The organism is Thermaurantimonas sp. (assembly GCF_046299575.1).
GTDB lineage: Bacteria > Bacteroidota > Bacteroidia > Flavobacteriales > Schleiferiaceae > Thermaurantimonas.
Map to the genome: position 1 here is coordinate 72,050 of NZ_JBKBHX010000003.1, position 26,043 is coordinate 98,092.

22 protein-coding genes and 2 tRNA genes are annotated in these 26,043 nt (G+C 41.9%); 7 read left to right on the plus strand and 17 right to left on the minus strand.

All coding sequences use genetic code 11. The features are described from left to right. Positions 1-12: 12 nt before the first annotated feature. The 6 genes from ACK4EX_RS05380 to ACK4EX_RS05405 all read right to left on the minus strand — a co-directional run bounded on the left by ACK4EX_RS05380 (position 13) and on the right by ACK4EX_RS05405 (position 7,317). Positions 13-1,503, minus strand: a complete 1,491-nt coding sequence (locus tag ACK4EX_RS05380; protein WP_409770518.1) for a polysaccharide biosynthesis C-terminal domain-containing protein — start codon at positions 1,501-1,503, stop codon at positions 13-15. Positions 1,504-1,525: 22 nt separating this feature from the next. Beyond that, positions 1,526-2,296 (minus strand): AMP nucleosidase, encoded by a 771-nt coding sequence (locus ACK4EX_RS05385; RefSeq protein WP_409770520.1) that lies wholly within the window; start codon positions 2,294-2,296, stop codon positions 1,526-1,528. 2 nt (positions 2,297-2,298) lie between these two features. Then, positions 2,299-3,042, minus strand: coding sequence for a hypothetical protein (locus tag ACK4EX_RS05390; protein ID WP_409770521.1), 744 nt, complete (start codon positions 3,040-3,042; stop codon positions 2,299-2,301). A gap of 107 nt (positions 3,043-3,149) precedes the next feature. Then, the gene (locus tag ACK4EX_RS05395; RefSeq protein ID WP_409770523.1) at positions 3,150-3,947 is read right to left on the minus strand and encodes a DUF2490 domain-containing protein; all 798 of its coding nucleotides are present in this window, start codon (positions 3,945-3,947) and stop codon (positions 3,150-3,152) included. Positions 3,948-3,951: 4 nt separating this feature from the next. Further along, positions 3,952-4,632, minus strand: coding sequence for a hypothetical protein (locus tag ACK4EX_RS05400; RefSeq protein WP_409770526.1), 681 nt, complete (start codon positions 4,630-4,632; stop codon positions 3,952-3,954). A gap of 132 nt (positions 4,633-4,764) precedes the next feature. Then, positions 4,765-7,317 (minus strand): ATP-dependent Clp protease ATP-binding subunit, encoded by a 2,553-nt coding sequence (locus tag ACK4EX_RS05405; RefSeq protein ID WP_409770529.1) that lies wholly within the window; start codon positions 7,315-7,317, stop codon positions 4,765-4,767. Positions 7,318-7,538: 221 nt separating this feature from the next. Here ACK4EX_RS05405 and gyrA point away from each other — a divergent pair, with 221 nt between their 5' ends. After that, positions 7,539-10,052 (plus strand): DNA gyrase subunit A, encoded by a 2,514-nt coding sequence (gyrA, locus tag ACK4EX_RS05410; RefSeq protein ID WP_409770531.1) that lies wholly within the window; start codon positions 7,539-7,541, stop codon positions 10,050-10,052. A 67-nt stretch (positions 10,053-10,119) separates the two neighbouring features. Then, complete coding sequence (locus tag ACK4EX_RS05415; RefSeq protein ID WP_409770534.1) at positions 10,120-11,436, plus strand: tetratricopeptide repeat protein; 1,317 nt, start codon at positions 10,120-10,122, stop codon at positions 11,434-11,436. 56 nt (positions 11,437-11,492) lie between these two features. Here the strand turns inward: ACK4EX_RS05415 and ACK4EX_RS05420 are convergent, their stop codons facing one another. The 4 genes from ACK4EX_RS05420 to ACK4EX_RS05435 all read right to left on the minus strand — a co-directional run bounded on the left by ACK4EX_RS05420 (position 11,493) and on the right by ACK4EX_RS05435 (position 12,387). Beyond that, positions 11,493-11,861 (minus strand): hypothetical protein, encoded by a 369-nt coding sequence (locus ACK4EX_RS05420; protein WP_409770536.1) that lies wholly within the window; start codon positions 11,859-11,861, stop codon positions 11,493-11,495. 79 nt (positions 11,862-11,940) lie between these two features. Continuing rightward, positions 11,941-12,207 (minus strand): 30S ribosomal protein S20, encoded by a 267-nt coding sequence (gene rpsT, locus ACK4EX_RS05425; RefSeq protein WP_409770538.1) that lies wholly within the window; start codon positions 12,205-12,207, stop codon positions 11,941-11,943. 25 nt (positions 12,208-12,232) lie between these two features. Continuing rightward, a tRNA-Glu gene (locus tag ACK4EX_RS05430) sits at positions 12,233-12,304 on the minus strand. Positions 12,305-12,315: 11 nt separating this feature from the next. Then, a tRNA-Glu gene (locus ACK4EX_RS05435) sits at positions 12,316-12,387 on the minus strand. A gap of 252 nt (positions 12,388-12,639) precedes the next feature. Here ACK4EX_RS05435 and mfd point away from each other — a divergent pair. The 5 genes from mfd (at position 12,640) to purS (ending at position 19,814) form a co-directional block, all read left to right on the plus strand. After that, a complete protein-coding gene (mfd, locus tag ACK4EX_RS05440) occupies positions 12,640-16,014 on the plus strand; it encodes a transcription-repair coupling factor (protein ID WP_409770541.1) in 3,375 nt (1,124 codons plus the stop codon). Positions 16,015-16,206: 192 nt separating this feature from the next. Next, a complete protein-coding gene (locus tag ACK4EX_RS05445; RefSeq protein ID WP_409770542.1) occupies positions 16,207-17,193 on the plus strand; it encodes a PorP/SprF family type IX secretion system membrane protein in 987 nt (328 codons plus the stop codon). 27 nt (positions 17,194-17,220) lie between these two features. Further along, positions 17,221-18,795 carry a gliding motility lipoprotein GldJ gene (gene gldJ, locus ACK4EX_RS05450; protein ID WP_409770544.1) on the plus strand — a complete coding sequence of 525 codons (1,575 nt, stop codon included), beginning with the start codon at positions 17,221-17,223 and terminating at the stop codon, positions 18,793-18,795. 70 nt (positions 18,796-18,865) lie between these two features. Next, complete coding sequence (locus ACK4EX_RS05455; RefSeq protein ID WP_409770546.1) at positions 18,866-19,576, plus strand: CDP-alcohol phosphatidyltransferase family protein; 711 nt, start codon at positions 18,866-18,868, stop codon at positions 19,574-19,576. Beyond that, positions 19,560-19,814, plus strand: coding sequence for a phosphoribosylformylglycinamidine synthase subunit PurS (gene purS / locus ACK4EX_RS05460; RefSeq protein ID WP_409770548.1), 255 nt, complete (start codon positions 19,560-19,562; stop codon positions 19,812-19,814). Before ACK4EX_RS05455 ends, purS begins: the two co-directional genes overlap by 17 nt. 171 nt (positions 19,815-19,985) lie before the next feature. Here purS and ACK4EX_RS05465 read toward each other — a convergent pair whose 3' ends face one another. The 7 genes from ACK4EX_RS05465 to ACK4EX_RS05495 all read right to left on the minus strand — a co-directional run bounded on the left by ACK4EX_RS05465 (position 19,986) and on the right by ACK4EX_RS05495 (position 26,032). Next, positions 19,986-20,903: a DUF4835 family protein gene (locus ACK4EX_RS05465; protein WP_409770936.1), complete on the minus strand. Its 918-nt coding sequence runs from the start codon at positions 20,901-20,903 to the stop codon at positions 19,986-19,988. Beyond that, positions 20,870-22,069, minus strand: a complete 1,200-nt coding sequence (coaBC, locus tag ACK4EX_RS05470) for a bifunctional phosphopantothenoylcysteine decarboxylase/phosphopantothenate--cysteine ligase CoaBC (RefSeq protein ID WP_409770551.1) — start codon at positions 22,067-22,069, stop codon at positions 20,870-20,872. Before coaBC ends, ACK4EX_RS05465 begins: the two co-directional genes overlap by 34 nt. Continuing rightward, positions 22,069-22,404 (minus strand): DNA-directed RNA polymerase subunit omega, encoded by a 336-nt coding sequence (locus ACK4EX_RS05475; protein ID WP_409770553.1) that lies wholly within the window; start codon positions 22,402-22,404, stop codon positions 22,069-22,071. Before ACK4EX_RS05475 ends, coaBC begins: the two co-directional genes overlap by 1 nt. Beyond that, positions 22,394-23,218, minus strand: coding sequence for an outer membrane protein assembly factor BamD (locus ACK4EX_RS05480; protein ID WP_409770554.1), 825 nt, complete (start codon positions 23,216-23,218; stop codon positions 22,394-22,396). The genes ACK4EX_RS05475 and ACK4EX_RS05480 overlap by 11 nt, the downstream gene beginning before the upstream one ends. Before the next feature lie 109 nt (positions 23,219-23,327). After that, on the minus strand, positions 23,328-24,524 hold the full coding sequence (locus tag ACK4EX_RS05485; RefSeq protein ID WP_409770556.1) for a thioredoxin family protein: 1,197 nt from the start codon (positions 24,522-24,524) through the stop codon (positions 23,328-23,330). 9 nt (positions 24,525-24,533) lie between these two features. After that, positions 24,534-24,764, minus strand: coding sequence for a PspC domain-containing protein (locus tag ACK4EX_RS05490; RefSeq protein ID WP_409770558.1), 231 nt, complete (start codon positions 24,762-24,764; stop codon positions 24,534-24,536). Then, the gene (locus ACK4EX_RS05495; RefSeq protein WP_409770560.1) at positions 24,761-26,032 is read right to left on the minus strand and encodes a DUF2851 family protein; all 1,272 of its coding nucleotides are present in this window, start codon (positions 26,030-26,032) and stop codon (positions 24,761-24,763) included. Before ACK4EX_RS05495 ends, ACK4EX_RS05490 begins: the two co-directional genes overlap by 4 nt. Positions 26,033-26,043 lie beyond the last annotated feature (11 nt).

A 26,043-nucleotide genomic window follows, 5' to 3' on the forward strand; every position in this document is an offset into this window, starting at 1 on the left:
AAATATTCTAAGTTACTTTTTGATGAAATTCTTAAGAATATCAGCACTGCTTTTTACAAGCAAAGATAGATCAGGCGACAGGCGGTAATAAATAATTCCTATAAAAAGCAACACAGCAGCTAGGATAACTTTTAAAAGCGAAAGTAACACAACTGGAATATCAATACTAATAAAATGAACCAGAATAAACACGAATACCAACAACATTAGAGCTTTAGCTGAAGAAGTGTTAAAAGGTGTAATGCCATAATCTCTCTTCATTAAATAATAAGACAAAAGATTGTACACCAAATATGATATAAAAGTAGCTAAACCTGCACCGGTGATTCCATACAGAGGTATCAGAAAGTAATTGGTAACCACAGCAATACCCGCTAATAAAAGCAACAGATACAAATTATATCGGTACTTCGGCGAAAAGGAGATAATCTCTGCCGTTAATCCAAAGGCAAGATCCGTGAGCTTAGCCAGGCCAATAAATAATACCACCCATTTACCGGCTGAATACGTTTCACCGTTGGGCATGATGTAAAAAATGCCATCAATCCCCGCCCAAATCAACAAAAGCATGCTTCCACCAAACAAGAGTTGATTTATCGAACTACGAGCATGCAATTCATTGATTTTTTCAATGTTCTGATGTTTCCAACTCTCTGAGAGTACAGGTCCGGCTATGGCATTCAGCGAACGCTTTGGCATCTCTATTACTAATCCAATGTATGATGCTATTACATAAATACCGGCATTGCCGAGGTTAATCATTCCTCCGATCATCAGACTGTCAATTGTCGTAACCAAAATGCTGGCAGTAGAAGTTAGCACCGAAAATAATCCGAATGAAGCAACTCCTTTTAAATGAGGTTTTAACCTCCAAAACTGAAACAACGGACGAAAAGGTGCCAAACGGTGATTGTACCAAAACACACCGAGCAGTGCAAGGCCATATATCGCTATTTGAAGGTTTAAGAAATGGTCGAAGTCAAACCATTTTACTACTATTCCCAGGAAGAAAAGAATGGTGAGCACACGGATTCCAACATCTTTAATTGCTGAAGGTACTACAATGCGGTTGTTCATCCGGGCATATGAAGCTGCTGCGAGGTAAAGGGTATTTAGAAGGGTTATACTCCAAACAAGATAGTAATATCGGGTAAGTTCTTTGGCGTTTTGAGAATAAAAATCAGTGATGGGCTGCTTAAAAGCCAAAAAAATCAAATAGCAAAGCAACACACCGACTAAGGGAACTATATAAAGCAAAGTGGCATATGCTCTGTAATCATCACCCTGCTGAACATAGGGAAGGTACTTCACAGATATCTGAGGAATACCCAAAACAGCCAGGGTTGAAAACATACCTGCTGCATTGGTCACTATACGCAACAGGCCTATTTGCTCTTGACTTAAAAAAGCAGGGAATAGAAATAAAAGTGTGAAAGTACCCAGCCCAACGCCTACGTAGGAGGCTACGCTACCTTTTATGGTCTGACGAGCGATGAGTCCCAAAGAATATCTGCAAATTATAAAGTTAGAATCTGAGGTGTTTTACAGTCAAGCCATTGTTGATAAGCTCAAGCAGCGATTCTACTCCAATTTTTACATGTAAATTCACAAAATTCGCAGTTACTACTTTGTCGCTTTCTTCGGTTTTTACTCCTTCAGGCACCATGGGCTGATCACTGATAAGCAAGAGCGCTCCTGTAGGAATTTTATTTCGAAAACCGGCAGTGAAGAGCGTAGCCGTTTCCATATCGATGGCAATGGCACGAGTCACCTTCAGATACTTTTTAAATTCCACATCATGCTCCCATACACGGCGGTTGGTCGTGTAAACGGTGCCAGTCCAGTAATCGCGTTCGTTGTTTCGAATGGTAGTTGATACTGCTTTTTGCAAAGCGAAAGAAGGCAGAGATGGCACTTCAGGAGGCATATAGCTGTTTGAAGTTCCTTCGCCTCGTATTGCACCAATAGGAAGGATGAGGTCGCCAATGGCATTTTTCTTTTTCAATCCACCGCATTTGCCGAGAAACAGCACTGCCTTGGGCTGAATGGCGGTGAGCAGATCCATAATAGTAGCAGCGTTGGGGCTGCCCATTCCAAAGTTGATGAACGAAACGCCATTGGCATGTATGCTTGGCATGGAGCGATTGGTTCCCATAATCTCGCCACCATACATCTCCCGAAATACTTCTAAGTAATTATTGAAATTGGTGAGCAAAATGTATTTACTAAACATGTCGAGCGGTACTCCGGTGTATCGTGGCAGCCAATTGTTTACAATTTCTTCTTTCGTCTTCATTTCTATAGTTTTTTGATTAGTTTATCGCTTTTCCAAATGCCTTTAGCTACAATCTTGTTCTCATCGTCCAGAAGTTCTCCGTAGCCTTCGCGCAGGTCATCGCGCCATCCACCTTTGTATCTATAGCCATTGCTGTAAATGTATTCTCCTTCGCCGTGGCGTTTATCGTTTAAAAACTCTCCTATGTAGCGATCGCCATTTTTCCACACATATTCACCCCTGCCATGGCGTATGCCCTCTTTCCAATAACCGATAAAATAGCCTCCTGTACTGTAAAAACCTACCCCCAGTCCTTCAGGACGCTTATTTTCAACTTCACCGATGTATCGAAGTTGTATATTGTCTTTGAGGTTCAAGTTGATTTCAACCACGCGATTCATCAGTTGATCGGCCTGTCGCTTGGTCAATTCTAATTCTTTTTTCAAAAGTTCAATTTCGGCATTTTGGAATAAATATTTTTCTTTGAGTTCTTCGACGGATAGTTGGGCTTGGTTTTGCATTTTTTCAGCGATGCCAATACTGTTTCTAAATCGCCGAAACATTTCATTCATTACCAAGATTGAATCTGAATTTTTACGGATATTTTGATGTAATTGTCGCATTTTTTGCAGCAGCAAATCAGGCATAATAGAGTATGCTGAGTCACCTTGATAATCAAACAAAGCATCTTCTTCGCTAAGTGCTCTTTTTATTGCATTAATGAGCATCTCATTACGAATTGAAAAAGTATCAATTTCACGCTTCAAAAACTCAATATTTCTTATCAGCTTATTGTACTCAAAATGCTGATAAATATTGAATAATATTGACAGAATTAAAAGTGAAAAAAGTATGTAAATCGTTCTTTTGTGCATTAAAATCCGAGGTTAATATTTGGCAGTCTCTTTTCTACACTTCGCACATCAAGTCCTATCATCACATTAAAGCGAAGAATATGAGAAGTTTTGTACTCAAAACCTGAAGATTTTTGACCAAGGGTGTACATATGGCCTACAAAGAAAGTTAAGTTGTTGTTGTAAACATATCCTATTCCATTATAAGTTCTAAAATCTTCAAAGGGATTGTTAATAATGGAACGGCCTGATTGCATAAAGATTTCAAAAGACGGAGAAACAAACCAAGTTTTTTTTTCGATTTTTTTCTTATTAATGGGGATATAAGCGAAAAATTTATATCGATATCTATCGGTATATTCATAGGTAGAGTTTTTCAAATTACTTCTCCTCCAACGATGTTCAAAGCGAAATTGGTGATAAATTTTTACCCTGCCCATCGCTGGCATGGAGAAAAGCCATTGATGCCATATACGAGGCTCGAGAGTTATTTTATCAAAAGCTGTATCATCCATCCTTGGCGCATAATTGAATACCAAAGTGGGTCCTATAACAGCTTCGAAGTAGGGATTGAATAAAATATTGATTCCAGCTCTATTGTACCACTGTCTTGGCCTGCCGTAAAACGACCAAAGATCTTCTTCACGATTTCGAGTTCGATAATGATGCTCTCCGTAATAACCTAAATATTTTGAAAATCGCACTTTTAAATACAAACCATTCCAAATACCGGTTTCTTCCATCTGAATGCTGGGCTGCTGGCCATTAAGCAACCGGGAGATGCAAAAAAATATAGGTAAAATAATCTTAAATCTCAACAAATCAATATTTTAAAGGCTTTTTCTTTCCATTTTCGTCGTACGTAAACCACTTTCCAACCTTCTCACCCATTTTATATTGACCTTCTACCTTTATTTTTCCGTCTTGATAGAATTCTTTGTACGGACCGTCGAGCTCATTTGCCCGGTAGGTAGATATGGCTGCTATTCCACCCTCTTTGTAGTATTCAATAGCTTCACCTTCGATTACGCCCATTTTATAGGTATAAGCCACTGCCGGATTACCATTGTCGTAATACCATATGTATTTACCGTGTTTTTGATTGTTTACATACGTTCCTTCTTCGCTGATTTTGCCTGTGTTAGGATTAAATTTTTTATAAGCGCCCGAAAGTACCCCTTCGGTAAATTCCTTTAATTCCATTAGTCGAGCAAATCCGTCGTAAATCTTCTGCTCGCCGTGCAATTTGCCCATTTTGTAATATTCTTCGATATTTAGGTATCCGCGATCATTTAGCGTAATGCGGATTCCATCCAGCACATTATCTACATAATTTTCAATTGTTTTCAGATTACCGCTTGGATGGTAATAGACCCATATCCCTTGTCTTTTTCCGTTTTCGTCTGTCCTATTTGGATGGTATTTACTTTGGGCTGTAACACTTGAAATTCCAAATAATATCGAAAATGCTGAGATGAAAAATTTTTTTAAAAAATGCACCATTGAGTCGATTTTTTGCAAAAATAGAATTTTAGCTCATCAAAAGCTGTCAATACAATGTTATCAAACCTTTTTAGCTAAAAATGAAAAAGCCACCTTTTGAATGAGATGGCTTTATACCTGTGTTAATTAATTCTAAGCTTGCTCCTCAGTTACAGTTGACTCTTCTGTGATCAATAGAGCGTCTTTGGCCTCGTTTACTTCTACCACCAGAATAGATCCTTCTTTAAAGCGGTTGTTTATAATGTCTTCTGCCAACGGATCTTCCACATATCTCTGGATGGCACGTGCCAAAGGACGTGCACCAAACTGTGGATCGAAACCTTTCTCAGCGAGAAACTCTATGGCTGCGTCGCTCATCTTGAGCTTATAGCCGATCTTTTCAATTCGCTGTAGGAGTTTATTGATTTCAATGTGAATAATTTTGAGAATGTCTTCTTTTTTAAGGGTATTAAAGAGCACGATGTCGTCTATGCGGTTTAAAAATTCGGGTGCAAAGGCTTTCTTAAGGGCATTTTCGATCACGCTCTTTGTTAATGCATCCATGTTTTCTTCCTTTGCCTTGGTCACAAATCCCACACCGGTGCCAAAGTCTTTGAGCTGACGCGTACCGATGTTTGATGTCATAATGATTATGGTGTTTTTAAAGTCAATTTTGCGACCTAGCGAATCGGTCATCTGTCCATCGTCGAGTGCCTGCAGTAAGAGGTTAAAAACATCGGGATGTGCCTTTTCGATTTCATCGAGCAATACTACAGAGTAGGGTTTGCGTCGAACTTTTTCGGTCAGTTGACCTCCTTCTTCATATCCCACATACCCCGGAGGCGCGCCTATGAGACGCGAAACGGAGAACTTCTCCATGTATTCGCTCATATCGATGCGTATGAGTGCATCCTCAGAGTCAAACAGCGCTTTAGCGAGTTCTTTAGCCAGTTGAGTTTTACCAACTCCGGTAGGGCCGAGGAAGATGAAAGAGCCAATGGGTTTTTTGGGATCTTTTAGTCCGGCTCTGTTGCGCTGTATTGCTTTTACAACCTTTTTAACTGCCTCATCCTGACCAATGACTTTACCCTGCAGCTCGTCAGCCAGTTTGGCAAGTCTGCTGCTCTCGGCTTGAGCTATGCGTTGCACAGGTATGCCAGTCATCATAGATACTACTTCGGCCACATGGTCAGCAGTGACGATCTCTTTATTTCGCTTCACCTCTTCTTCCCATTCGCGCTGAGCTTCGAGCAGTTGATTTTCAATGCGTTTTTCATCGTCACGCAAACGGGCAGCATCTTCGTATTTCTGGCGTTTTACTACTTTAATTTTCTGCTCGCGAATTTCTTCGAGCTGTTTTTCAAGGTCGAGTATAGCCTGAGGAACTTTAATGGAGGTAATATGAACTCTTGAACCTGTCTCGTCGAGAGCATCGATTGCTTTATCAGGTAAGTGTCTGTCAGATACATATCGCTGTGTGAGATACACGCAGGCTTCGATGGCCTCGTCGGTGTACACCACGTTGTGATGCTCCTCGTATTTGTCTTTTATGTTTTTGAGTATTTGAATGGTTTCTTCAGGTGTAGTTGGTTCTACCATCACTTTTTGGAAGCGTCTTTCCAAAGCACCGTCTTTTTCTATGTATTGGCGGTACTCATCGAGTGTGGTAGCACCTATGCATTGAATTTCACCTCTAGCGAGTGCCGGCTTAAACATGTTTGAAGCATCGAGAGAACCAGTGGCACCACCGGCACCAACTATTGTATGGATTTCGTCGATGAAGAGTATGATGTCTTTGTTGCGCTCCAGTTCGTTCATGAGCGACTTCATGCGCTCTTCAAACTGTCCGCGGTACTTAGTACCTGCCACCATCGAAGCCAGGTCTAAGGCTACTACGCGCTTATCAAATAGTACACGACTTACTTTCTTTTTTACAATGCGAAGTGCGAGCCCTTCAGCAATTGCTGACTTACCAACACCTGGCTCTCCAATGAGTAAGGGATTGTTTTTCTTACGGCGCGAAAGTATTTGAGAGACGCGCTCTATTTCCTTTTCCCTACCTACGACGGGATCAAGTTTACCTTCTTCAGCCAACTGGGTAAGATCTCGGCCAAAGTTGTCAATAACGGGGGTTTTTGATTTTGTTTCCATTTTTCCTCCGGGTCTATTCATACTGCCGAAGCGCTCTCTGCGCTCAAACTCATCATCGTCTTCGTATGCACTCATGGAAATTTCTTCTTTGTATTTGAAATCTTCCGCTGAGGTAGGATCCTGAATTTTTAAGAAAGCCTGGCGAGCGCTTTCATAAGTAACTCCAAAATTTTTGAGTATGCGTACTACAGGGTCATCATTGTCCTTTAATATACATAGCAGTAAGTGGGCAGTTCGAATCTCAGGGCTATGAAGCAATTTTGCTTCTAATAAAGTAACCTTTAGCACCTTTTCTGCTTGTCGAGTAAGAGGAATATTCTTTTTGATATTGATGTTAGTCGAATAATTTGCTGGTATTAATGCCTCAATTCTTTTGCGCAGAGCTTGTATATCTACGCCCAGATCATGCAATATCTGGATGGCACTTCCTTCTCCCTCGCGAATAATTCCAAGCATAAGGTGCTCGGTACCAATCACATCGTGCCCCAGCCTGAGTGCCTCCTCTTTGCTGTAACTAATTACGTCTTTAACTCTTGGTGAAAAATTCTCTTCCATTGAAATATCGAAGTATTTAAATAACGAAATTCAGCCAAAATCTGTTTATCAAATGTAATGCATGAAAGAATCATGCAATTTTTACACCGGTTATATTTTTAACAAAAATCTGTGTAAAATTCGAAAAAGTGTGTAATGGTTCAAAAAGATTAAAGCTAACGAAATAGCTATTTTTGCCACTTTGACGAAAAAGCTCTATTTTTTGAGACATATTTGACATTATGGCAGAAAACGAAAGAATTATTCAGGTCAACATAGAGGAAGAAATGAAATCTTCCTATATCGACTATTCGATGTCGGTAATTGTATCAAGGGCCTTACCTGATGTGCGCGACGGTCTTAAGCCAGTACACAGGCGGGTGCTCTACGGAATGTATGAATTAGGTGTTTTATCCAATCGCCCTTATAAAAAGTCAGCCAGAATTGTGGGTGAAGTGCTTGGTAAATACCACCCGCACGGCGATAGCTCAGTGTACGACACCATGGTGCGCATGGCTCAAGACTGGTCAATGCGCTACACTCTGGTGGATGGGCAAGGAAACTTCGGCTCTATTGACGGCGATAGCCCGGCTGCTATGCGTTACACAGAGGCGCGTCTTCGAAAGATCGCTGAAGAAATGCTTTCTGATATTGAAAAAGATACAGTCGATTTTCAACTAAATTTTGACGATTCGCTCCAAGAGCCCACCGTTCTGCCCACAAGAATACCCAACCTACTCATCAACGGCGCTTCGGGTATAGCCGTGGGTATGGCCACCAATATGCCGCCCCACAACCTCAAAGATGCTATCGACGCCATAGTGGCATGTATTGATCAGCCTGATATCAGCATCGATGAACTAATTAAATACATCAAAGCACCTGACTTCCCCACCGGAGGAATTATTTATGGCTATGATGGTGTGAAAGAAGCCTATCACTCAGGTCGCGGAAAAATTGTGATACGCGGAAAGGCCAACATCGAAGAAATAGACGGGCGCCCGTGTATCATTGTGACAGAAATTCCTTATCAAGTCAATAAAGCGGAAATGATCAAAAAGACCGCTGATTTGGTTAACGAAAAGAAAATCGATGGCATATCAGACATCAGAGATGAAAGCGACCGCGACGGGCTCCGTGTTGTATATGTCTTAAAGCGCGATGCCATCCCGAATGTAGTGCTCAACCACCTCTATAAATACACCCCTCTTCAGAGCACCTTCTCAGTAAACAACATCGCCCTGGTAAACGGCCGGCCGATGCTCGTAAACATTAAGGAACTCATCCAGCACTTCATCGACTTTAGGCACAGTGTTATAATGCGCCGTGCGCGCTACGAACTCGACCAGGCAGAAAAGAAGGCTCACATCCTCGAAGGGCTTCTCAAAGTCATCTCTACTAAAGACGACCTCGACCGCGCTATTGACCTCATACGAAATTCAAAGAACGTAGATGAGGCTAAAACTGCCCTTATATCGGCATTTGAGCTGTCAGAAGTCCAAGCCAAGGCGATACTTGAGCTGCGCCTGCAGCGTCTTACTGGTCTGGAGCGCGAAAAAATAAAAGAGGAGTACGATGCCCTCATGAAAACCATCGCCTACTTAAAAGAGGTGCTCGAAAACCGCGAGCTTCAAATGAAAATCATCAAAGACGAACTGCTCGAAATTAAAGAAAAATACGGCGATGACCGTAAAACCACCATCGACTACTCCGGTGGAGACCTCTCCATAGAAGATATGATCGCCGATGAAGAGGTTGTAATCACCATATCGCACGCCGGCTACATCAAGCGTACCTCCCTCAGTGAATACCGCACACAGAGCCGTGGAGGTGTCGGTCAGAAAGGCGTAGCTACGCGCGATGAGGACTTTGTAGAACACATTTTTATGGCGACCAATCACAACTATTTACTGCTCTTTACTGAAGCTGGTCGCTGTTTCTGGTTGAAAGTGTATGAAATTCCGGAAGGGGGTAAAACTTCAAAAGGTCGTGCCATTCAAAACCTCATCAATTTACCGCCCGACGACAAAGTGTTGGCCTACATCAACGTAGATAACCTTTCAGACCAAGAATATCTGGACAAGCATTACATCACTTTGGTTACTAAAAAGGGTGTTATCAAAAAGACCACGCTGGAAGCGTACTCTCGCCCAAGAGCTAATGGCATCAATGCCATCACTATTCGCGAAGGCGACCAGCTGCTCGAAGCTTCCCTCTCAGATGGAAATTCCGAAATCATCATCGCAGTAAAATCCGGAAAAGCCATCCGCTTCCACGAGAGCACTGTTCGGCCAATGGGTAGGAATGCTGCCGGAGTAAAAGCTGTAACACTTGCTGATGAATCAGATGAAGTGGTGGGTATGGTCTGCGTGAGCGACCCCAATCGCGACATCCTGGTGGTTTCAGAAAACGGTTACGGTAAACGCACATCCATCGACGAATACCGAATTACCAACAGAGGAGCTAAAGGAGTAAAAACCATAAACATCACCGAAAAAACCGGTAAACTAGTAGCCATAAAAGACGTAACCAACGACGACGACCTCATTATTATTAACAAAAAGGGCGTGGCCATACGCTTTTCAGTAGCCGACCTTCGAGTGATGGGTCGCAATACTCAAGGGGTAAAGTTGATTAATCTAAAAAATGGCGATGTAATCGCCTCAGTGTGTCGGGTGCCCAGATCTGAAGAAGAACAAACAGATCAAAACAACGAGAATTCTATCTCTGAAAGCACCTCAGATAATGCTGAATAATAATAATCGTGCGTACTTTTGGCATACTTTTTAAATTTTTAAATTGAAATTCAAGCATATAACCATTATGAGAAAATCAATCATCCTTCTTTTTGTGGCAGCCGGTTTTGCTTCTGTAGCCCAGATTGGTCCTACGGTAAGCTCTGCCGTCATCGCTCTTGAGCGCAGAAATGACCTGGCCGATGCCAAGCGAAACATCGACAATGCGACAGCAAAGCTCAAAGAAGTAGGTACTTCCGGCATTAAACCCAAAGATTTAGCCAAGTACTACTATTACAATGGCAAAATACACCTTGAAATCTATCAATCACAAAATCAGGCTATCTCAAGTTTAGAGCCAAACGCCCTGGACATTGCTGCCGAAAACCTGAAAAACAACCTCGAATACGAAAAGTCCATCAATAAAAAATTCTTTTCTGAGCAGGCTGTAGCCGATATGTACACCGTTATTAATCTAATACAGCGCAGAGGTGAAAAAAATGCCAGAAACGAAAAGCTTGAAGAAGCTTACAAAGACTTTATGCTCTCTTTCGAGCTGGGTAAATCCCCAGGCATTGACATTATTGACACTGTGATGCTGTACAATGCAGCGCTGATGAAATTCAACGCAAAAGACTTCCCCGAGGCTATCCGTTTATTTAACCAATTGATCCAGCTCAACTACAAGGGCGTACAATATTTCGCATATGATAACGAGCAAAAGCGCGAAGTTCAATTTGGCTCCCCGAAAGAGTTGCAACGCAACATCAAGTTGAGACCCGATCGCTTCACAAATCCTCGCGAAGAGGGCGACATTCGTCCTGACCTCTACATCATGCTGGCTGTTGCTTACAAGAGCATCAACGACCAAGAGAATTATCTATCCATCTTAAAGAAGGCCCGCGCCGAATACCCGAATGAAGAACGATTCATCCGTGAAGAGCTCGACAGCTATATTAAAACTAAACAGTACGACAAGGCAGTGGCTAACCTGAGACTGTCGCTCCAAAACGAACCTAACAACAAGCTCTTCTGGTTTATTCTCGGTACAATTTATCACACCGAAATGAACGACCTAAAACAGGCCGAAGAAGCATATGACAAAGCCTTAGCCATTGATGAAAATTACGCCGACGTGCTCTACATGAAAGGTCTCATTTACATCACAAAAGCTAATGACTTGGTAGAGCAAATGAACAAGCTCGGCTTCAATGAAACCAAAAAGTATGAAAAGCTCAAAAGCCAGCAATTAGATCTCTTCCGCCAGGCGTTGCCCTTATTTGAAAAGGCGCATCAAATTAATCCAAAAGACAAAGACACTATCAAAGCTCTGCGCGAAGTGTACTACAAGCTCGGCAATGCACAAAAAGCTCTCGAAATGGATAAGCTGCTTCAGCAAGGATAGTACTAAACAGTAACCACTAAAAAAAGCGCTTAAGCCAACCGGTTTAAGCGCTTTTTTTATCCTCCTACATTTTTGGTTTTAATTTTTTTGGTGGCAAACCAGTTGGCCACCCCTTTTCGACAATTTCCTTGAAGCACAATTTCGCCGTCTTTTATACTACCTCCCGTGCTTAGCACTTTTTTAAGCTCTGAGGCAGTTTGTTCCAGATCCATCGAGGCTGGTAGATTTCGCACGATGGTCACTGGTTTTCCATTTCTTCCTTTTATCTCGTAGTGAAGCTCTACTACATTTTTGTCATTTGTTTCATTTCCATCATCCGTTGAATTAGCCAATACAGCTAAGGCTTCAAAAGGATTATACGAGGCATTGGTGCTATAAGCAAATGAATAATCCTCACTAATGTCTTTTGATTTTGACTTCTTCACGAGCGTTAAAACATTTTGAACAAAAATAAAAAAGCGCCATCGGTAGTGCCGTGGCGCTTGGGAATTTCAAGCAATAAATTTACACTGTGGCAGCATTAAGCTTATTTACATGTCTCATCAGCTTCGATTTAAGATTAGCTGATTTATTCTTGTGAATAATGCCTCTTTTCACAAGTTTATCGACCATTGAAATAACCTTGGGAAGCACTTGAGCGGCTTCGTTAGAATCGGTCATAGCTCTTAATTTTTTAACAGCATTTCTGGCTGTTTTATAGTAGTATCTATTGTGAAGACGTCTTTTTTCGTTTTGACGAATTCTCTTGAGTGCTGATTTGTGATTTGCCATTTTATCTAATCCAATTTTTTAACTGTAGCCCATAGGGGAATCGAACCCCTCTTTTCAGAATGAAAATCTGACGTCCTAACCGATAGACGAATGGGCCTAAAGGCTTTGTAGCCCATAGGGGAATCGAACCCCTCTTTTCAGAATGAAAATCTGACGTCCTAACCGATAGACGAATGGGCCTTACCGCAATCGGGCTGCAAAAATATATCACTTCGAGTATCTACCAAAAGTTAGCATGAAATATCTCAAAGATTTTATTACTTGATTTTCAATAATTTATCACAAATGCAAACCACATAAGATGCGTATTAATTATTCATTAAGACTCTAAAAAGGTGTGAAACTTTGGTACCTTTGCTTCAGAGAAACAAAATCGTGGTAAACTATACTACCACTTCTTTGTCTATTCTTTGATTTTGGAAAAAACGGAAAATGAACAGTCAATCAAAAACTGTTTCAGCACTCTTAAAGGATTACGAAGCAGCTGATTTGTCAATTCACTTAAATGAACTTTTAAAAAATCCCTCATCAAAACACTTTCATCTTCATGGGGTTCAGGGCTCACTCATCTCATTAATAACGGCACTTACATTTAAATTTTCAGCAAAAAATTGTTTGTTAGTCTCTCCATTTAACGATGAGTCGTCCTATTTGTATAACGACTTGCGGGAGCTGGTTGGTCAGGAAGGGGTTTTTTACTTTCCACCTTCGCACAAGCAACCCTACGAGACAGAAGAAACAGACAACGCTAACGTGCTCCTGCGTGCTGAAACATTAAGCCGTATAGCTACTAATCCACAACCCTGTATAGTAGTAACCTCTGCCGACGCTTTTTTTGAAAAGGTAATTTCTCAGAAATCACTTGCCCGGCAAATGATCGAGGTGCATGTGGGAATGATTTTGAGCATTGACTTTTTAAACGAAACCTTGTTTGAATATGGCTTTGAACGCGTTGATTTTGTTACAGAACCAGGTCAGTTTAGTATTCGCGGTGGTATCGTCGATGTATTCTCATATGTAAATGAACATCCTTACAGATTGGAATTTTTTGGAGATGAAGTAGAGAGCATTCGACTGTTTCAGATCGATACGCAACTGTCTTTCTCCAAGGTTGATAAAGCTCTGTTGTTACCCAACATCGAAAACAAGCTGGTTGAGGACCAGCGCCTGTCGCTCGCAGAAGCTATGGCTGAAGACAAAACCATAGTGCTCATGGTGGATAGTCACCAGATTTTGGCGAGGATGAATCAACTCATGGAGAATGCCCGGCAGAAATTCCAATCGCTTAGCTCTCCGATTCGCCGTCTGGCACCTGAAAATTTATTTATTTCAGGAGATGATTTTTTTGAGTGGTTACAGTCAAAAAATTCAAAAACAATCGAATTTGGTAATTCAACATCCTTTAAAGAAGTTGCATTTTTAGATTTTTCCTGCAGTCCGCATCCAGTATTTCATAAAAATTTTGAAACCCTCTCAGAGTATCTACATCAAAAAAATGCGGAGGGATATGAAGTGACCATCAGTTGCAGCAGTGCCCGTCAAATGGAGCGCCTGCACTCTGCATTGAGTGAACACGGTTGCTCAGCCGAATTTTATACCACTTTGGTCACCCTGCACGAAGGTTTTGAAGATCACACCCACCGCAAAATACTGCTTACTGACCATCAGATTTTTGAACGTTTTCACCGTTTTAAAATCAAGAATTTTTACGAGCAGAAACAGGCTATTACTCTCAAAGAGCTCACATCGCTGCAATATGGCGATTACGTAGTGCACATTGATTACGGCATTGGGAAGTTTGCCGGGCTCCAAAAAATCGAAAACGATGGCAAGGTTCAAGAAGCCATTAAGCTTATCTACAAAGACAATGACGTGCTCTACGTGAGCATCCACGCTCTGCACAAAATATCAAAATACAACAGCAAAGAAGGCACCGAGCCCACTCTAAGTAAACTCGGCACGGCTACCTGGGCCAAAAAGAAGGAAGCTGCCAAACGAAAAGTAAAAGAACTAGCCTTCGACCTTATACAGCTCTATGCAAAACGCAAAGCCAGTAAAGGCTTTGCGTTTTCACCCGACAGTTATCTACAAGCTGAGCTCGAGGCTTCCTTTATCTATGAAGATACACCGGATCAGCTCAAAGCTACTGCCGACATTAAGGCAGATATGGAAAGCGATACACCTATGGACCGCCTGGTGTGTGGCGATGTGGGCTTTGGAAAGACAGAAGTAGCAATACGCGCAGCCTTCAAAGCAGCTGTAGATGGCAAACAAACAGCCGTATTGGTGCCTACTACCATTCTCGCCTTTCAGCATTACAAGACTTTCTCAAACCGCTTAAAAAACTTCCCCGTCAAAGTAGAATACTTGTCGCGCTTTAAAACTCCCAAACAACAAAAAGAAATACTTGAAAAGCTCGAAAAAGGAGAAATTGACATCATCATCGGCACTAATCTATTGGTTAGCGACCGAGTAAAATTCAAAGACCTTGGCCTGCTTATCATCGATGAGGAACAAAAGTTTGGGGTAGCCGTAAAAGAAAAACTGAAAACACTTCGCGTAAACATCGATACTCTCACCCTAACAGCCACTCCTATACCTCGCACCCTTCAGTTTAGCTTAATGGCGGCTCGCGACCTTTCGGTGATGACTACTCCCCCGCCCAATCGTCAACCTGTCGACACACAAATCATTACCTGGAACGAAGAAGTCATCCGCGATACCATCATTCAGGAGCTGCAGAGAGATGGACAGGTGTATTTCATCCATAACCGTATTGAAAACATATACGAAATCGCCGGCCTGTTACAACGGCTGGTGCCAGGTGCCAACATTGCTGTAGCCCATGGACGGATGGAGGGTAATAAATTGGAAGAAATCCTTTTAGGCTTTATGGAAGGTGACTACGATATACTGGTTAGTACCTCTATCGCTGAAAACGGCCTTGACATCCCGAATGCAAACACCATTATAATAAATCAAGCTCACAACTTCGGTCTGAGCGACCTGCACCAGCTGCGCGGGCGCGTTGGTCGAAGCAACAAAAAAGCTTATTGTAAGCTCATTGCTCCTCCTCTCTCGAGCCTTCCGGAGTTTTCGCGAAAGCGCCTTAAGGCTATTGAACAATTCAACGACCTCGGAAGTGGTTTTCAAATTGCCCTTAAAGACCTCGAAATCAGAGGAGCTGGAAACTTGCTCGGCGGGGAGCAAAGCGGATTTATCTCCGATATTGGTTTTGAAACGTACCAAAAGATTCTCGAAGAGGCAATACAAGAACTTAAAGAAAACGAATTCAAAGACTTATACGAAACCGAACTTTCCAAAAATGTAACTCCCAAAGAATGCAGTATAGAGACCGATATCGAAGTACTCTTTCCTGATGAATACATCAACAAAACAGAAGAGCGCTTTAGGCTATATCAGCAACTCGACCAGGTGCAAAACGAAGATGAACTGACAAAATTTGAAGAAGAACTCGTGGACCGGTTTGGCCCATTACCTCAACCAGCAGCAGAACTGCTTAACAGCATAAAACTTAGATTGCTCGCGCGCGAATGCGGTTTTGAAAAAATTACGATCAAGCAAGGTGTTTTTCTTGGATATTTTCCTCAGAATCCTAAGCACCCTTTCTACCAAAGCGAAAAATTCAAGCAAATGTTACAAAACATTTCTATGTTTAGACACATTCAATTAAAGGAAAAAAACGAAAAGCTCTTTTTGCGCATTGATGCCATAAATAGCATTAAAAGCGCTATGGAATGGATAGTGAAAATTGCTCGCCACCCCATGCCTGCCTCATTGACGTAAAGAAATTTTGACAAGATTACAAGATTGATGAGCATTAAACAATTTCCAAAATTTTTCGATTAACGAAATGCAATAATTTTTTTTATCGAATGTTAAATGATTTAGTAATATTGTTGCCCGAAAAATAGTTAACCAATATACCTGTTGACTATTTTTGTGAAAACAAATGACAATCCTGTAAAACCTGGTATAATGTCGATCAGAGGTAAAACTCTAATTCAAATTATTGCACTTATTTCCTTTTTAGCGGGTGTTAAGGCTCAAGACGCCCATTTTTCTCAATACTACGCCAATCCCCTTTATTTGAACCCAGCATTTGCCGGTGTAGCTCGCTGTCCGAAGGTGCATCTGAATTATCGATCACAGTATCCCATCGGAAATGTGTATCAAACCTTTTCAGCTTCTTACGACCAATATTTCGACAATTTAAAAGGTGGTATTGGATTTTTAGTGCTGCGAGACGAAGCCGGAGACGGCACCCTCAACACCACTGAAATTGGGGCCATCTATTCCTACCATCTACAGGTATCGAGAACATTTTCGGTACTGGCTGGTTTCCAGGCCAACTTCAGGCAGAGAACACTCGAATGGGGCAACTTCCGCTTTCCGGATATGATCGACCCCTTTTATGGATTTGTAAAACCTACAGAAGAAGTAGGGCCTGATCGCGTTCAAAACAACCACGTTGACTTAGCCGTAGGTTTTATAGGTTACTCCAAAGATTTTTACATTGGAGTCGCCGGTCATCATCTGACACAGCCTGATGAGAGTTTTTTCGTAGAAAGCAAGCTTCCTTTTAAGCTCACCATCCATTCAGGGGCTAATATTCCTATCAGCCGCAGAAGATTGTATGGAGAATATCAAAGCGTTTTAATACCAAACATTGTAATCCAAAATCAGGGGTCTTTCTGGTCGTTTTTTGGAGGGCTCTCGTTTAATTATGCAGCTATTACGGGCGGATTAGGTCTCAGACATGGCAATACCAACCCTGATGCCCTCGTTATATTACTTGGATTAGCGCCCTCTGAAATGCCCTGGAGAATCGGATATAGCTACGACTACACCATTAGTAAGCTCACCAATGCCCTCGGAGGAGCGCACGAAATCTCGCTAATGTATCAGTTTGCCTGTCCGAAAAAAGTCAAAAAAATTGAACCTTTGCGTTGTCCAAAATTTTAATCTTTGCAAAATCGTATAAAAGAGCATATGAGAAACCTTTTGCCACTTGCCTCATTAGCCCTTGTAGCTCTCATAAGCAGCTGTGGAAAACCTAAATCAAGCACCACTGGCTGGAGAATCAACGACACAAAACACGGGGGCTTTATGGCCAATTTGAAATTTAAAGGCCAAATGACCGGCCCAGGTCTCGTATTTATCGAAGGAGGCACCTTTACGATGGGTCGCGTAGAAGAGGATGTAATAAAGGATTGGAACAACATACCTAGGCAGGTTACAGTGTCGTCTTTTTACATGGACGAGCACGAGGTTACCAATCTGGCATATCGCGAATACCTCTACTGGCTACAGAGAGTTTTTGACCTCGATTATTTTCCAGAAATATATCGTTCTGCACTTCCAGATACGCTTGTGTGGAGAGATAAGCTCGCCTACAACGAGGCCTTAGTAGAAAACTACCTCCGCTATCCGGCATACAACTTCTATCCGGTAGTAGGCGTAAACTGGGAGCAAGCTATGAAGTACTGCGCCTGGCGTACCGACCGCGTGAATGAAATGATCTTAATCGAAAAGGGTGTACTTTCACCGCTTAACGACCAAAAAGATGCAGATCACTTCGATACCGAAGTATATCTCTATCTACCGGGTGAATACACTCAGCAAAACAAAAAAGGATTAAAAGACTACCGCCCAAACAGCCCTTATGGAAAGGAAGGTCGCCCTGTAACAATCGAAGATGGCATTCTGCTACCGAAGTATCGCCTGCCAACAGAAGCCGAATGGGAATACGCTGCTTACGGTAACATTGGCAACCGTCAATTCGACAGATTGTACGAAGGCAATAAGTTTACCTGGGCTGGTAACTCAATGAGAAATTCAGATAGCCGTTCGCGAGGCGATATGCTTGGAAACTTTAAGAGAGGCCGTGGCGACAACATGGGTCTTGGTGGCTGGCTTAACGACCAGGCTGACATAACCATGCAAGTGAAATTCTACCCACCAAACGATTTCGGTCTTTACGATATGGAAGGCAACGTGGCTGAATGGGTAATGGACGTATACAGACCTTTGAGTTTTGAAGACATTACTGACTTCCGACCCTTCAGAGGTAATGAATTTACAACCTTCGACACCGATTATCAGGGTGCTGGCGAACTTACTGTACTACAAGAAGCTCAGGTAGATCAAAATGGAAAAATTGTAAGACTGCCTGGCCAACTCCCCATTCGCCCTGTAACAGAGCAAGAAAACCTGAATCGTAGAAACTATCAATACAGCGACTACCGCGATTACCTCGATGGCGATGTAGAATCGAGCATTTACTACAGCAAAGATGTACCTCAAGGCGAGTCGCCAATGTATGATTACAACAAAACAACCCTCATCGGAAATACAGTGCGCGTGGTAAAGGGAGCTTCCTGGAAAGATAGACAATACTGGGTAAGCCCGGGTACCCGCAGATTTATGGAACAGACTGTGGCTACTGACTGGATTGGTTTCCGCTGTGCAATGGATCGCCTGGGTATGCAAAACGACCTTAAACGCAAAAAGACATCTAAGAAGCCCAAGCGCCAGAAATTTAGACCCTATCGCATGAGCCGATAAACTTTTTATTCAAAAGGATTAAAACCTCCGTTCCGAAAGCACGGAGGTTTTTTTATTTCTTTGCACTGTTATGAAATGCTATTTGCCAAACTTTTTAACCCTTCTCAACCTGCTCTGTGCATTACCAGCTATAGAATCGGCATTGGTATATAATTTTTATGGTACTGCATTTTGGATGGGTTTGAGTTTAGTTTTCGACTTTTTTGACGGATTAGCAGCCAGGGCGTTGGGTTGCACTTCTCCATTGGGAGCACAGTTAGACTCCTTGGCCGATGTGGTGAGCTTTGGGGTGGTGCCGTCATTGGTACTCTACAAAGTGCTTCAAACCTATATACCGCCTGAAGTTCCTGAACTGGGTCTGCTGCCCTATCTGGCCTTTGGTATTGCTGGTGGAGCAGCCTATCGACTCGGCAGATTTAATGTAGATGCTAGTCAAACGTTAGATTTTAAAGGATTACCCACACCTTCCATGGCCATTTTTGTATTAGGGATTCCATTTTTTATTGAAAGCAAAGGACGCGATATTTTAAGCCTACCTATGTTGGCACTTCTGCCAATATTTCTCATTTGGATCATGAATTCAAATATTCGTCTTTTTGCATTGAAATTTAAAAGGAATGACACCTACCTCTGGCTTAAACTTTTATTTTTATTACTTTCCTCTGTTGGATTGCTATTATGGAAATTGGCTGCTCTCAGTTTTGTGATACTTTTGTACACCCTTTTATCCATAGTTTTTTACAGACCATCAAAAAAAATAAAAAATGAAATTTCGAGTTGAAGTTAACGTAATGCCACACCGCTCTCTTCTTGATCCTCAAGGAAAAGCTGTGTGCAACAACCTGCCAAATCTTGGAATTACCGGGGTAGAAGAAGTCCGAATCGGTAAACACATTCAACTCGAACTCGAAGCAGCCTCAGAGGAAGAAGCAAGAGAAAAAGCTGAAATTTCTTGCAAAAAGATTTTAGCGAATCCAATTACCGAGTATTACGAATTCACGATTCATCCCTTAAACTAAAAAATTTCAGGAAGTACCTCTCAAACTGCCTACGTAGTTCAATTTCGTTTTTTTAAAATTTTAGCTGTTAGGATAAGATGGAAATCTTTTAATCTATGCGCTGATAATCAATAATTTTTTAAAATTAGAAACAATTTTTAGTCAGTTAAGTCAACTACAAGTTAACCAAACTCATTTCAACTGTGCATACTTTGCACTGTTAAGAGGGTCAATTTCATTAAGTACGTTTCGAAGATTCACTGTATTAATGGGTTCGCCCCCAGAAAAAATTCCCGCAATCTCATCAGCTTTTGCCTGGAAGAAGATTTGAAGCAAGATGCTTTGTGGGCGCTTTTTGTACACAGGTTGAAGAGCCAAAAGCGCTTCACTGATTTTTTCTTTACCCTCCTTAATGCGACTGTTTGAATGTAACACATCGATACCGAGCCTGTGATAGGTGTAAAGAGCCTGGAGAAAATCGCCGGTTGTACTGTGATTTAGGTGTTCGGCAATCCAAAATCGATTTCGAAAGCCTCGGCCATCGTCGCGCCATCCCGGGAATCTGCCTTGGCTTTGCATGAAATTTACAATGTTTTGCATCATTTCAAACTGTTCTTTACCCGCTCCGAGAGCGAAAGTAGCATTATCAAAACCAATGATCATGTAAGCATAAAAAGCCATTATGGCTACCAAATTGTTATCGACGTTTTGAGGATTAAACTCAAGGCGCTCAAACTCTGTGTAGGGAAAGTAAATATCGACATCCTGATAGTTGATGACGGGAGAGTTATAGGAAGTGCCATAGGCTGGCCTGCTATATTGGATTTGCAGCTTGCCTTGAAATTCGTTAGGCGAAGGCTCAAGTTCAAGGATAAGGGTGAAGTTGCACTCAATGCGCTCTTGTGGAGCATAGCGCGCACCTGTCCAGCGCGTATTGTTGAGAAATTCGTAAAGCGAATTTTCAAGAGTTTTGAAAATACTTATGTTGCTGCGCTGAATCTGCTGGTGATTCACTGTGACGCGTGCATTCAGCTCTTGGGCTAAGAGCTCATGGACACTAAAAAGCAATTGAAAAATTACAAATGCAGTGATTTTAGAAACATATCCCATAGCCAAGACGCTAACTTTTCTTTTAAAACGAGCTGACTGGTAGCTGTAGTACCGTCTTTAAACAATACAGAGACTTGATTGGTGGGTGTGGAAAATCCGGTTGCTTGACTTGGCGAATTCAAAACAATGGCATCCACATTTTTATTTATGAGTTTTTTTCGGGCATTTTCGATCTGATTTTCGGTTTCCAAAGCAAACCCAATAAGCACTTGGTTCTCTTTTTTACGCTTCCCTAAGGTGGCGAGAATGTCTGGGTTTTTTTCCAGTTCAATAAGAAGGTTCTGTTCGTTTTTTTTGATTTTTTGTTGAAAGGTAACCTTCGGTCTATAGTCGGCTACGGCAGCAGAACAAATGACTATATCTGAATCAGCTGACAGTGGCAAAAACACATCGAGCATTTCAAGTGCGCTTGTCACATGCTTTACCGTAAAGGGAAAGATATCGTTTTTATACCTTGTAGGGCCGAGAACAAGGGTCACTTCAGCACCTCTTTTATGAGCTTCCCATGCAAGAAAGACAGCAGTATCGCCTGACGAGTGATTTCCAATAAAGCGGACTGGGTCAATGTACTCATAGGTTGGACCCCCGTTTATGAGCACTTTTTTTTTAGCAAGACTTGATTTGGCTGCAAAAAACTGCTCAATATGCTGGAAGATATGCTCAGGCTCTGCCATACGCCCCTTGCCCTCAAGACCGCTTGCGAGGGGACCCACTTCTGCATCTATCAGGTAATTTCCAAATGATTGAAGGCGAGCGATGTTTTGCTGTACTGCAGGATGTGCGTACATATCTAGATCCATCGCTGGTGCGAAGAATATGGGACACCGTGCACTCAAGTAGGTGGCCAACAACAAGTTGTCGCACAGCCCGTTGGCCATTTTTGAAAGGGTATTGGCTGTGGCCGGGGCTATCACCATTACATCAGCCCAGAGACCGAGCTCTACATGATTGTTCCATTGACCGGATTCTGGTTCGAAGGTATCAGTATAAACTGGTCTTCCGGTAAGGGCGGAAAGTGAAAGTGGCGTTACAAAATCGCGGGCTGAAGGCGTCAATACGACCTGTACTTCAGCTCCAGCTTTTACAAAAAGCCTAGCCAGGTGAATAGATTTGTAGGCAGCTATTCCACCTGTGATACCCAGTAGAATTTTCTTACCTGCCCACATCAGGCATTTTTAGCTTCGGCTTCGGCGTAGCGGTAGTAAATTTCACCATCAAGCCACTCTTGCAAGGCCATCAGATGGGGCTTTGGCAAACTCTCATAGTAACGCGAAAGTTCTATCTGTTCCCTGTTTTCAAATACCTCTTCTAATATTTCGGAAGCAGATTCAAATTCTTTCATTTTGTTATTGATCTCCAACTTAAGCTCATCGGCGATCTGAGCAGCTCGCTTAGATATGATGATGATAGCTTCATAAATGTTACCTGTCGGGGCTGCTACTTTTTCGATGTCAACGGTAGCAGTGATTCTTGGGGCGTTCAGCTTCTTTTTAGATTCCATATTCCGATTGATTCTCTTTTAAAAATTGAATTTGTGACAGTGCTCTTTCTTTGATTTCGCGTGCCTCTTTCGCAAATTTACTTTCGGGATAGCGCTCCAAAAAGTCGTCGCAGGCAGTTTTAGTTTCTATGAAGCGCTGAAGTTTTTTGCTTTCGACCGAAAACCGCGCTAATTCGTAATTGCTTCTCAAAAGAAGTAAGAGTATTTCTTCCCGAAATTTGGTTTCAGGGAAGTCGTTCAGTACATTATTGAGGGCTACCACAGCAGCCTGGTATTGCATGGTGGTATAGTATTGTTTGGCGCGTTCAAAGTTTTTTCGCTCCAGTTTACGTCGCAATTCGATGATCAGTTCGTTGCATTGGTCGATTCTGCTGCTGCGCGGATGGGTATTGATGAAGAGCTGCAGCTCGTTAATGGCCTTTAGTGTATAAGCCTGGTCGAGAGAATAAACAGGCGACTCCAGATAATAGCAATAGCCCGTCATAAACGCAGCTTCCTCAGCATACTTGCTCTGGGGAAAAGTTTTGTAAAAATTTTTAAAGTGATATGCTGCCAACAGGTTGTCCTCCATCTTATAGAGGTTCATACTATAGTAATAGTACACCTCTTCTGCCTGTGCGGTACCGCGGTAGAGGTTCAGCAATTCGTCAAAAAGGGGGTAAGCTTTGTTGTATTTTTTGCGTTCAAAATACCTTTTGGCCATGTCAAACTTGTAATTCAAGTCGTTTGACTTGAGCACTTTGTTGTACTCACTGCACGATGTACCGACCAAAGAAAGTAATGCAAACAGAATGAGGAATTTACTAACTTTCATAAAGCCCGCAAAAATAGATAAGTTTTGGAAAAAGAAACCAAAGCTCTAAGTGCTTTATTGGCTGATAGTTGTGTTTTTAGGGAATGTTTTATGGATCACAGGTAATCTTTTATTTTCCTGCATTTTGAATTTTTAAGAGCAATATTTCAGTAAGAGTCACATCTTCGCCTGCTTCGCGACCTAAGGCAACAGACCGTTCTGCCCACTGACGGGCCTCTTGCCAGTAGCCGAGGCGGTAAAGCAAATGAGCTAATGTATCAGTATTGTAGAACTCTTCGCGTATTTGCACCGACTTTCGCGCCCATGAGAGGGCATATTTAAGCTCTTTTTTCGAAGCATCCGGATTTTCGTATATCTCCCAAGCGGCATTGTTGAGCTGGTCGGCATTTTCTATGTATTTTTCATATAATATGTTGTCTATTTCAAGCAATTTCTTGTGATTGTTTTTGTTCTTCTCGGCATAACGCTGAGCCGTGAGCATCACGCGATCTCTAACAAATACGTTTTCATTAGATTTCAAAAATCGTTCGGCCACTGAGTTGTCGTATTTTTTGTCGTCGATCTTTCTGGCAAACGATTTGGCGAGTTTTACATAAAAAAATTCTTTGAGCGAGCGCTGGTAATCGGGATACATCGCCAAGGCTGTGATTACCGTATTGTAGTTATCAAAAATGCCCTTTGTGTATGGGTCGCTGCAATCTTCAGTTCTGCCGGAGTAGTCGAGCAGTACTGAGAGAATGTCTATATCTTTCCAATCTTCGGGAGTCATCAAATCCAGATATTGCCTCAATCGCTTTTCGTCGCTTTCCCCCTGTTCGTTCAATAGTACCAGATACTTTCTAAGTATATTTTTATCAACTTGTTCCGACGATTCTATCAATTTTTTTATCGTGCTGAAGCGATTGTCTTCGTTCATGAGTTCTTTGGTCTCTTTTAGCAGTCGAAAAGCTTCTCTTGCTCCTAAGAGACGGTGAATTTCATTTCCTTCGGCATCAAAATAAAGCAAGGTGGGATAGGCCTGAACATTGTATTTTTTGGCAAAGTCAATGCCTTCGCCTTTTTCCATGTCGATTTGTAGGCTTACAAAGTTTTCGTTGTAAAACTTCCCGAGCTCGCTGTCCGGAAAAACTTCGCGCGCCAACCATTTGCAAGGGCCGCACCAAGTAGTATAGGCATCTACAAAAACGAGTTTACCTTCGTTTTTTGCCTTAACTAGTGCTTCGGCAAAGGTGCCGCTTTCAAATCGAATTCCTTGAGAAAAAATCTGAAAACCAACAAGGTAGAGAAAAAAAAATGAGTGTTTCATGCAATCGTATTATAAATCAAAAACGGATGTTTTCCGCTTTCTGATATAGTATCTGATTTCTTTGATGAACAGCAAGATCATGTAGAGAATTACCGGAGATCCCATTGTGAGAAAGGCGGCATAGATGAAAAACAAACGGATTCTCGCAGCTTGAATTCCCAAATAATCACCCAATCGTTCACATACCTCGAAACCAAACTTCTCAAAGTAACTTCGCAGATGTTCGATTTCTCTGTTCATGATTTGATGATCTTATATCCGATGGAACAAAATAAACACTTTTTCGGAACACAGTAGAAATTTCTTAATTGCAATAGTCCTTGACTTTCTAAAGCACTTTTGTTTTGAAATCCTGAGGCAGTCATGTGCCGAATAAAGCGGTTGTTTTCAGATGGAAGTTGCTCCAGCCATTCCAAAGGAATGTTTTGTAAGTCGGCATTGTCTGTGTTTTTGCCAAAACTTAACATAATTGGTATTACTGCATTAATGAGGATGCGATTGATCAAGTCATTTCCCACCTTTTTCGGAACGTCCTTCTCAGTAGGTACGCCAAATCGATAGTGGGTATTCCAATAGGGCGAAGCTTCAACAGCTAGGATATTTTTTAAGTGCTCTAAATCTGGTCTTTTAAATACAGCTTGCACCAATTCATCCCATCGCAATAAAAGAGCAGCTAACTGAGAAATACGAATGGTAGGAAAGCTAACCGGCTGTAGGCGATGAAACTTCCACATGTGGGCCGGCAGACAATCGTCGATTTGGTGTTTTGCTTTCAGGTAATGGAATTCACGCAGGAGTTTTTCCGAATATTCATCTACGGGAGTATCTGGCAAAAGAGATGCTAAGCCATACAAAAGAGCTTCGATCGACAGCCTTTCGTCGGCAAGTTGCACAACTTTAGAAAGGGGAACGCGAATTGCTAAAGACTGCATGGGCTGCGTATTGGCCTTAAGGCCAAAAGCTTTAAACACCTCCGACAAAAGCCATTTGTGATAATCGTAATCGAGCGAAGCTAGTACTTCGGATTTTTCCAGTTGTTTTTGTTCCAGTCGCTCAATAGCTGCTCGGCTTATCATTGCCATTTTGGTTTTGTCATCTACATTTTTAATCTGGTTCGCACAGGCTATTTCATCGGTTGAGGTAAGCAGGTTTTCTGCTTTGTTTACGATCTCAGGTTCCAAATAGTTCTTAAGCTCTAAAATAGGAGGTTCACTAGGGTCTAGAGGAAAAATATCAACTGAATGCACCACATGCAATACCACGTTTCTATAAGCTTGGTCGAGGTGATGACCATGCTGACGCCACTGGGAGGCGTGTACGTGTATTTCAACATTTCCTGCCCACAACTGCCCGTCGATTCTGATGCGAGCATTTTGAAAATCAGGACCTGAGTCGTGATTTTGATACCCAGGATGTAGTATTTCTACCGGTTTGCCGTCAAAAGTCTTTAACAAAAGGGGTTTAAACAATCGGTTTTTCCACACAAAGTGCAAAACAGATTCGCGCATGTGTACATTTG

What these genes read in the sequence shown, in the direction of transcription:
- coaBC (WP_409770551.1), bottom strand. Translation starts at nt 22,069, where the DNA reads ATGTGGGCAGGTAAGAAAATTCTACTGGGTATCACAGGTGGAATAGCT.
- ACK4EX_RS05415 (WP_409770534.1), top strand. Translation starts at nt 10,120, where the DNA reads ATGAGAAAATCAATCATCCTTCTTTTTGTGGCAGCCGGTTTTGCTTCT.
- ACK4EX_RS05490 (WP_409770558.1), bottom strand. Translation starts at nt 24,764, where the DNA reads ATGAACAGAGAAATCGAACATCTGCGAAGTTACTTTGAGAAGTTTGGT.
- ACK4EX_RS05400 (WP_409770526.1), bottom strand. Translation starts at nt 4,632, where the DNA reads ATGGTGCATTTTTTAAAAAAATTTTTCATCTCAGCATTTTCGATATTA.
- ACK4EX_RS05475 (WP_409770553.1), bottom strand. Translation starts at nt 22,404, where the DNA reads ATGGAATCTAAAAAGAAGCTGAACGCCCCAAGAATCACTGCTACCGTT.
- ACK4EX_RS05405 (WP_409770529.1), bottom strand. Translation starts at nt 7,317, where the DNA reads ATGGAAGAGAATTTTTCACCAAGAGTTAAAGACGTAATTAGTTACAGC.
- ACK4EX_RS05485 (WP_409770556.1), bottom strand. Translation starts at nt 24,524, where the DNA reads ATGAAACACTCATTTTTTTTTCTCTACCTTGTTGGTTTTCAGATTTTT.
- ACK4EX_RS05465 (WP_409770936.1), bottom strand. Translation starts at nt 20,903, where the DNA reads ATGGGATATGTTTCTAAAATCACTGCATTTGTAATTTTTCAATTGCTT.
- rpsT (WP_409770538.1), bottom strand. Translation starts at nt 12,207, where the DNA reads ATGGCAAATCACAAATCAGCACTCAAGAGAATTCGTCAAAACGAAAAA.
- mfd (WP_409770541.1), top strand. Translation starts at nt 12,640, where the DNA reads ATGAACAGTCAATCAAAAACTGTTTCAGCACTCTTAAAGGATTACGAA.
- gyrA (WP_409770531.1), top strand. Translation starts at nt 7,539, where the DNA reads ATGGCAGAAAACGAAAGAATTATTCAGGTCAACATAGAGGAAGAAATG.
- ACK4EX_RS05445 (WP_409770542.1), top strand. Translation starts at nt 16,207, where the DNA reads ATGTCGATCAGAGGTAAAACTCTAATTCAAATTATTGCACTTATTTCC.
- ACK4EX_RS05455 (WP_409770546.1), top strand. Translation starts at nt 18,866, where the DNA reads ATGAAATGCTATTTGCCAAACTTTTTAACCCTTCTCAACCTGCTCTGT.
- ACK4EX_RS05495 (WP_409770560.1), bottom strand. Translation starts at nt 26,032, where the DNA reads ATGCGCGAATCTGTTTTGCACTTTGTGTGGAAAAACCGATTGTTTAAA.
- gldJ (WP_409770544.1), top strand. Translation starts at nt 17,221, where the DNA reads ATGAGAAACCTTTTGCCACTTGCCTCATTAGCCCTTGTAGCTCTCATA.
- ACK4EX_RS05480 (WP_409770554.1), bottom strand. Translation starts at nt 23,218, where the DNA reads ATGAAAGTTAGTAAATTCCTCATTCTGTTTGCATTACTTTCTTTGGTC.
- ACK4EX_RS05385 (WP_409770520.1), bottom strand. Translation starts at nt 2,296, where the DNA reads ATGAAGACGAAAGAAGAAATTGTAAACAATTGGCTGCCACGATACACC.
- purS (WP_409770548.1), top strand. Translation starts at nt 19,560, where the DNA reads ATGAAATTTCGAGTTGAAGTTAACGTAATGCCACACCGCTCTCTTCTT.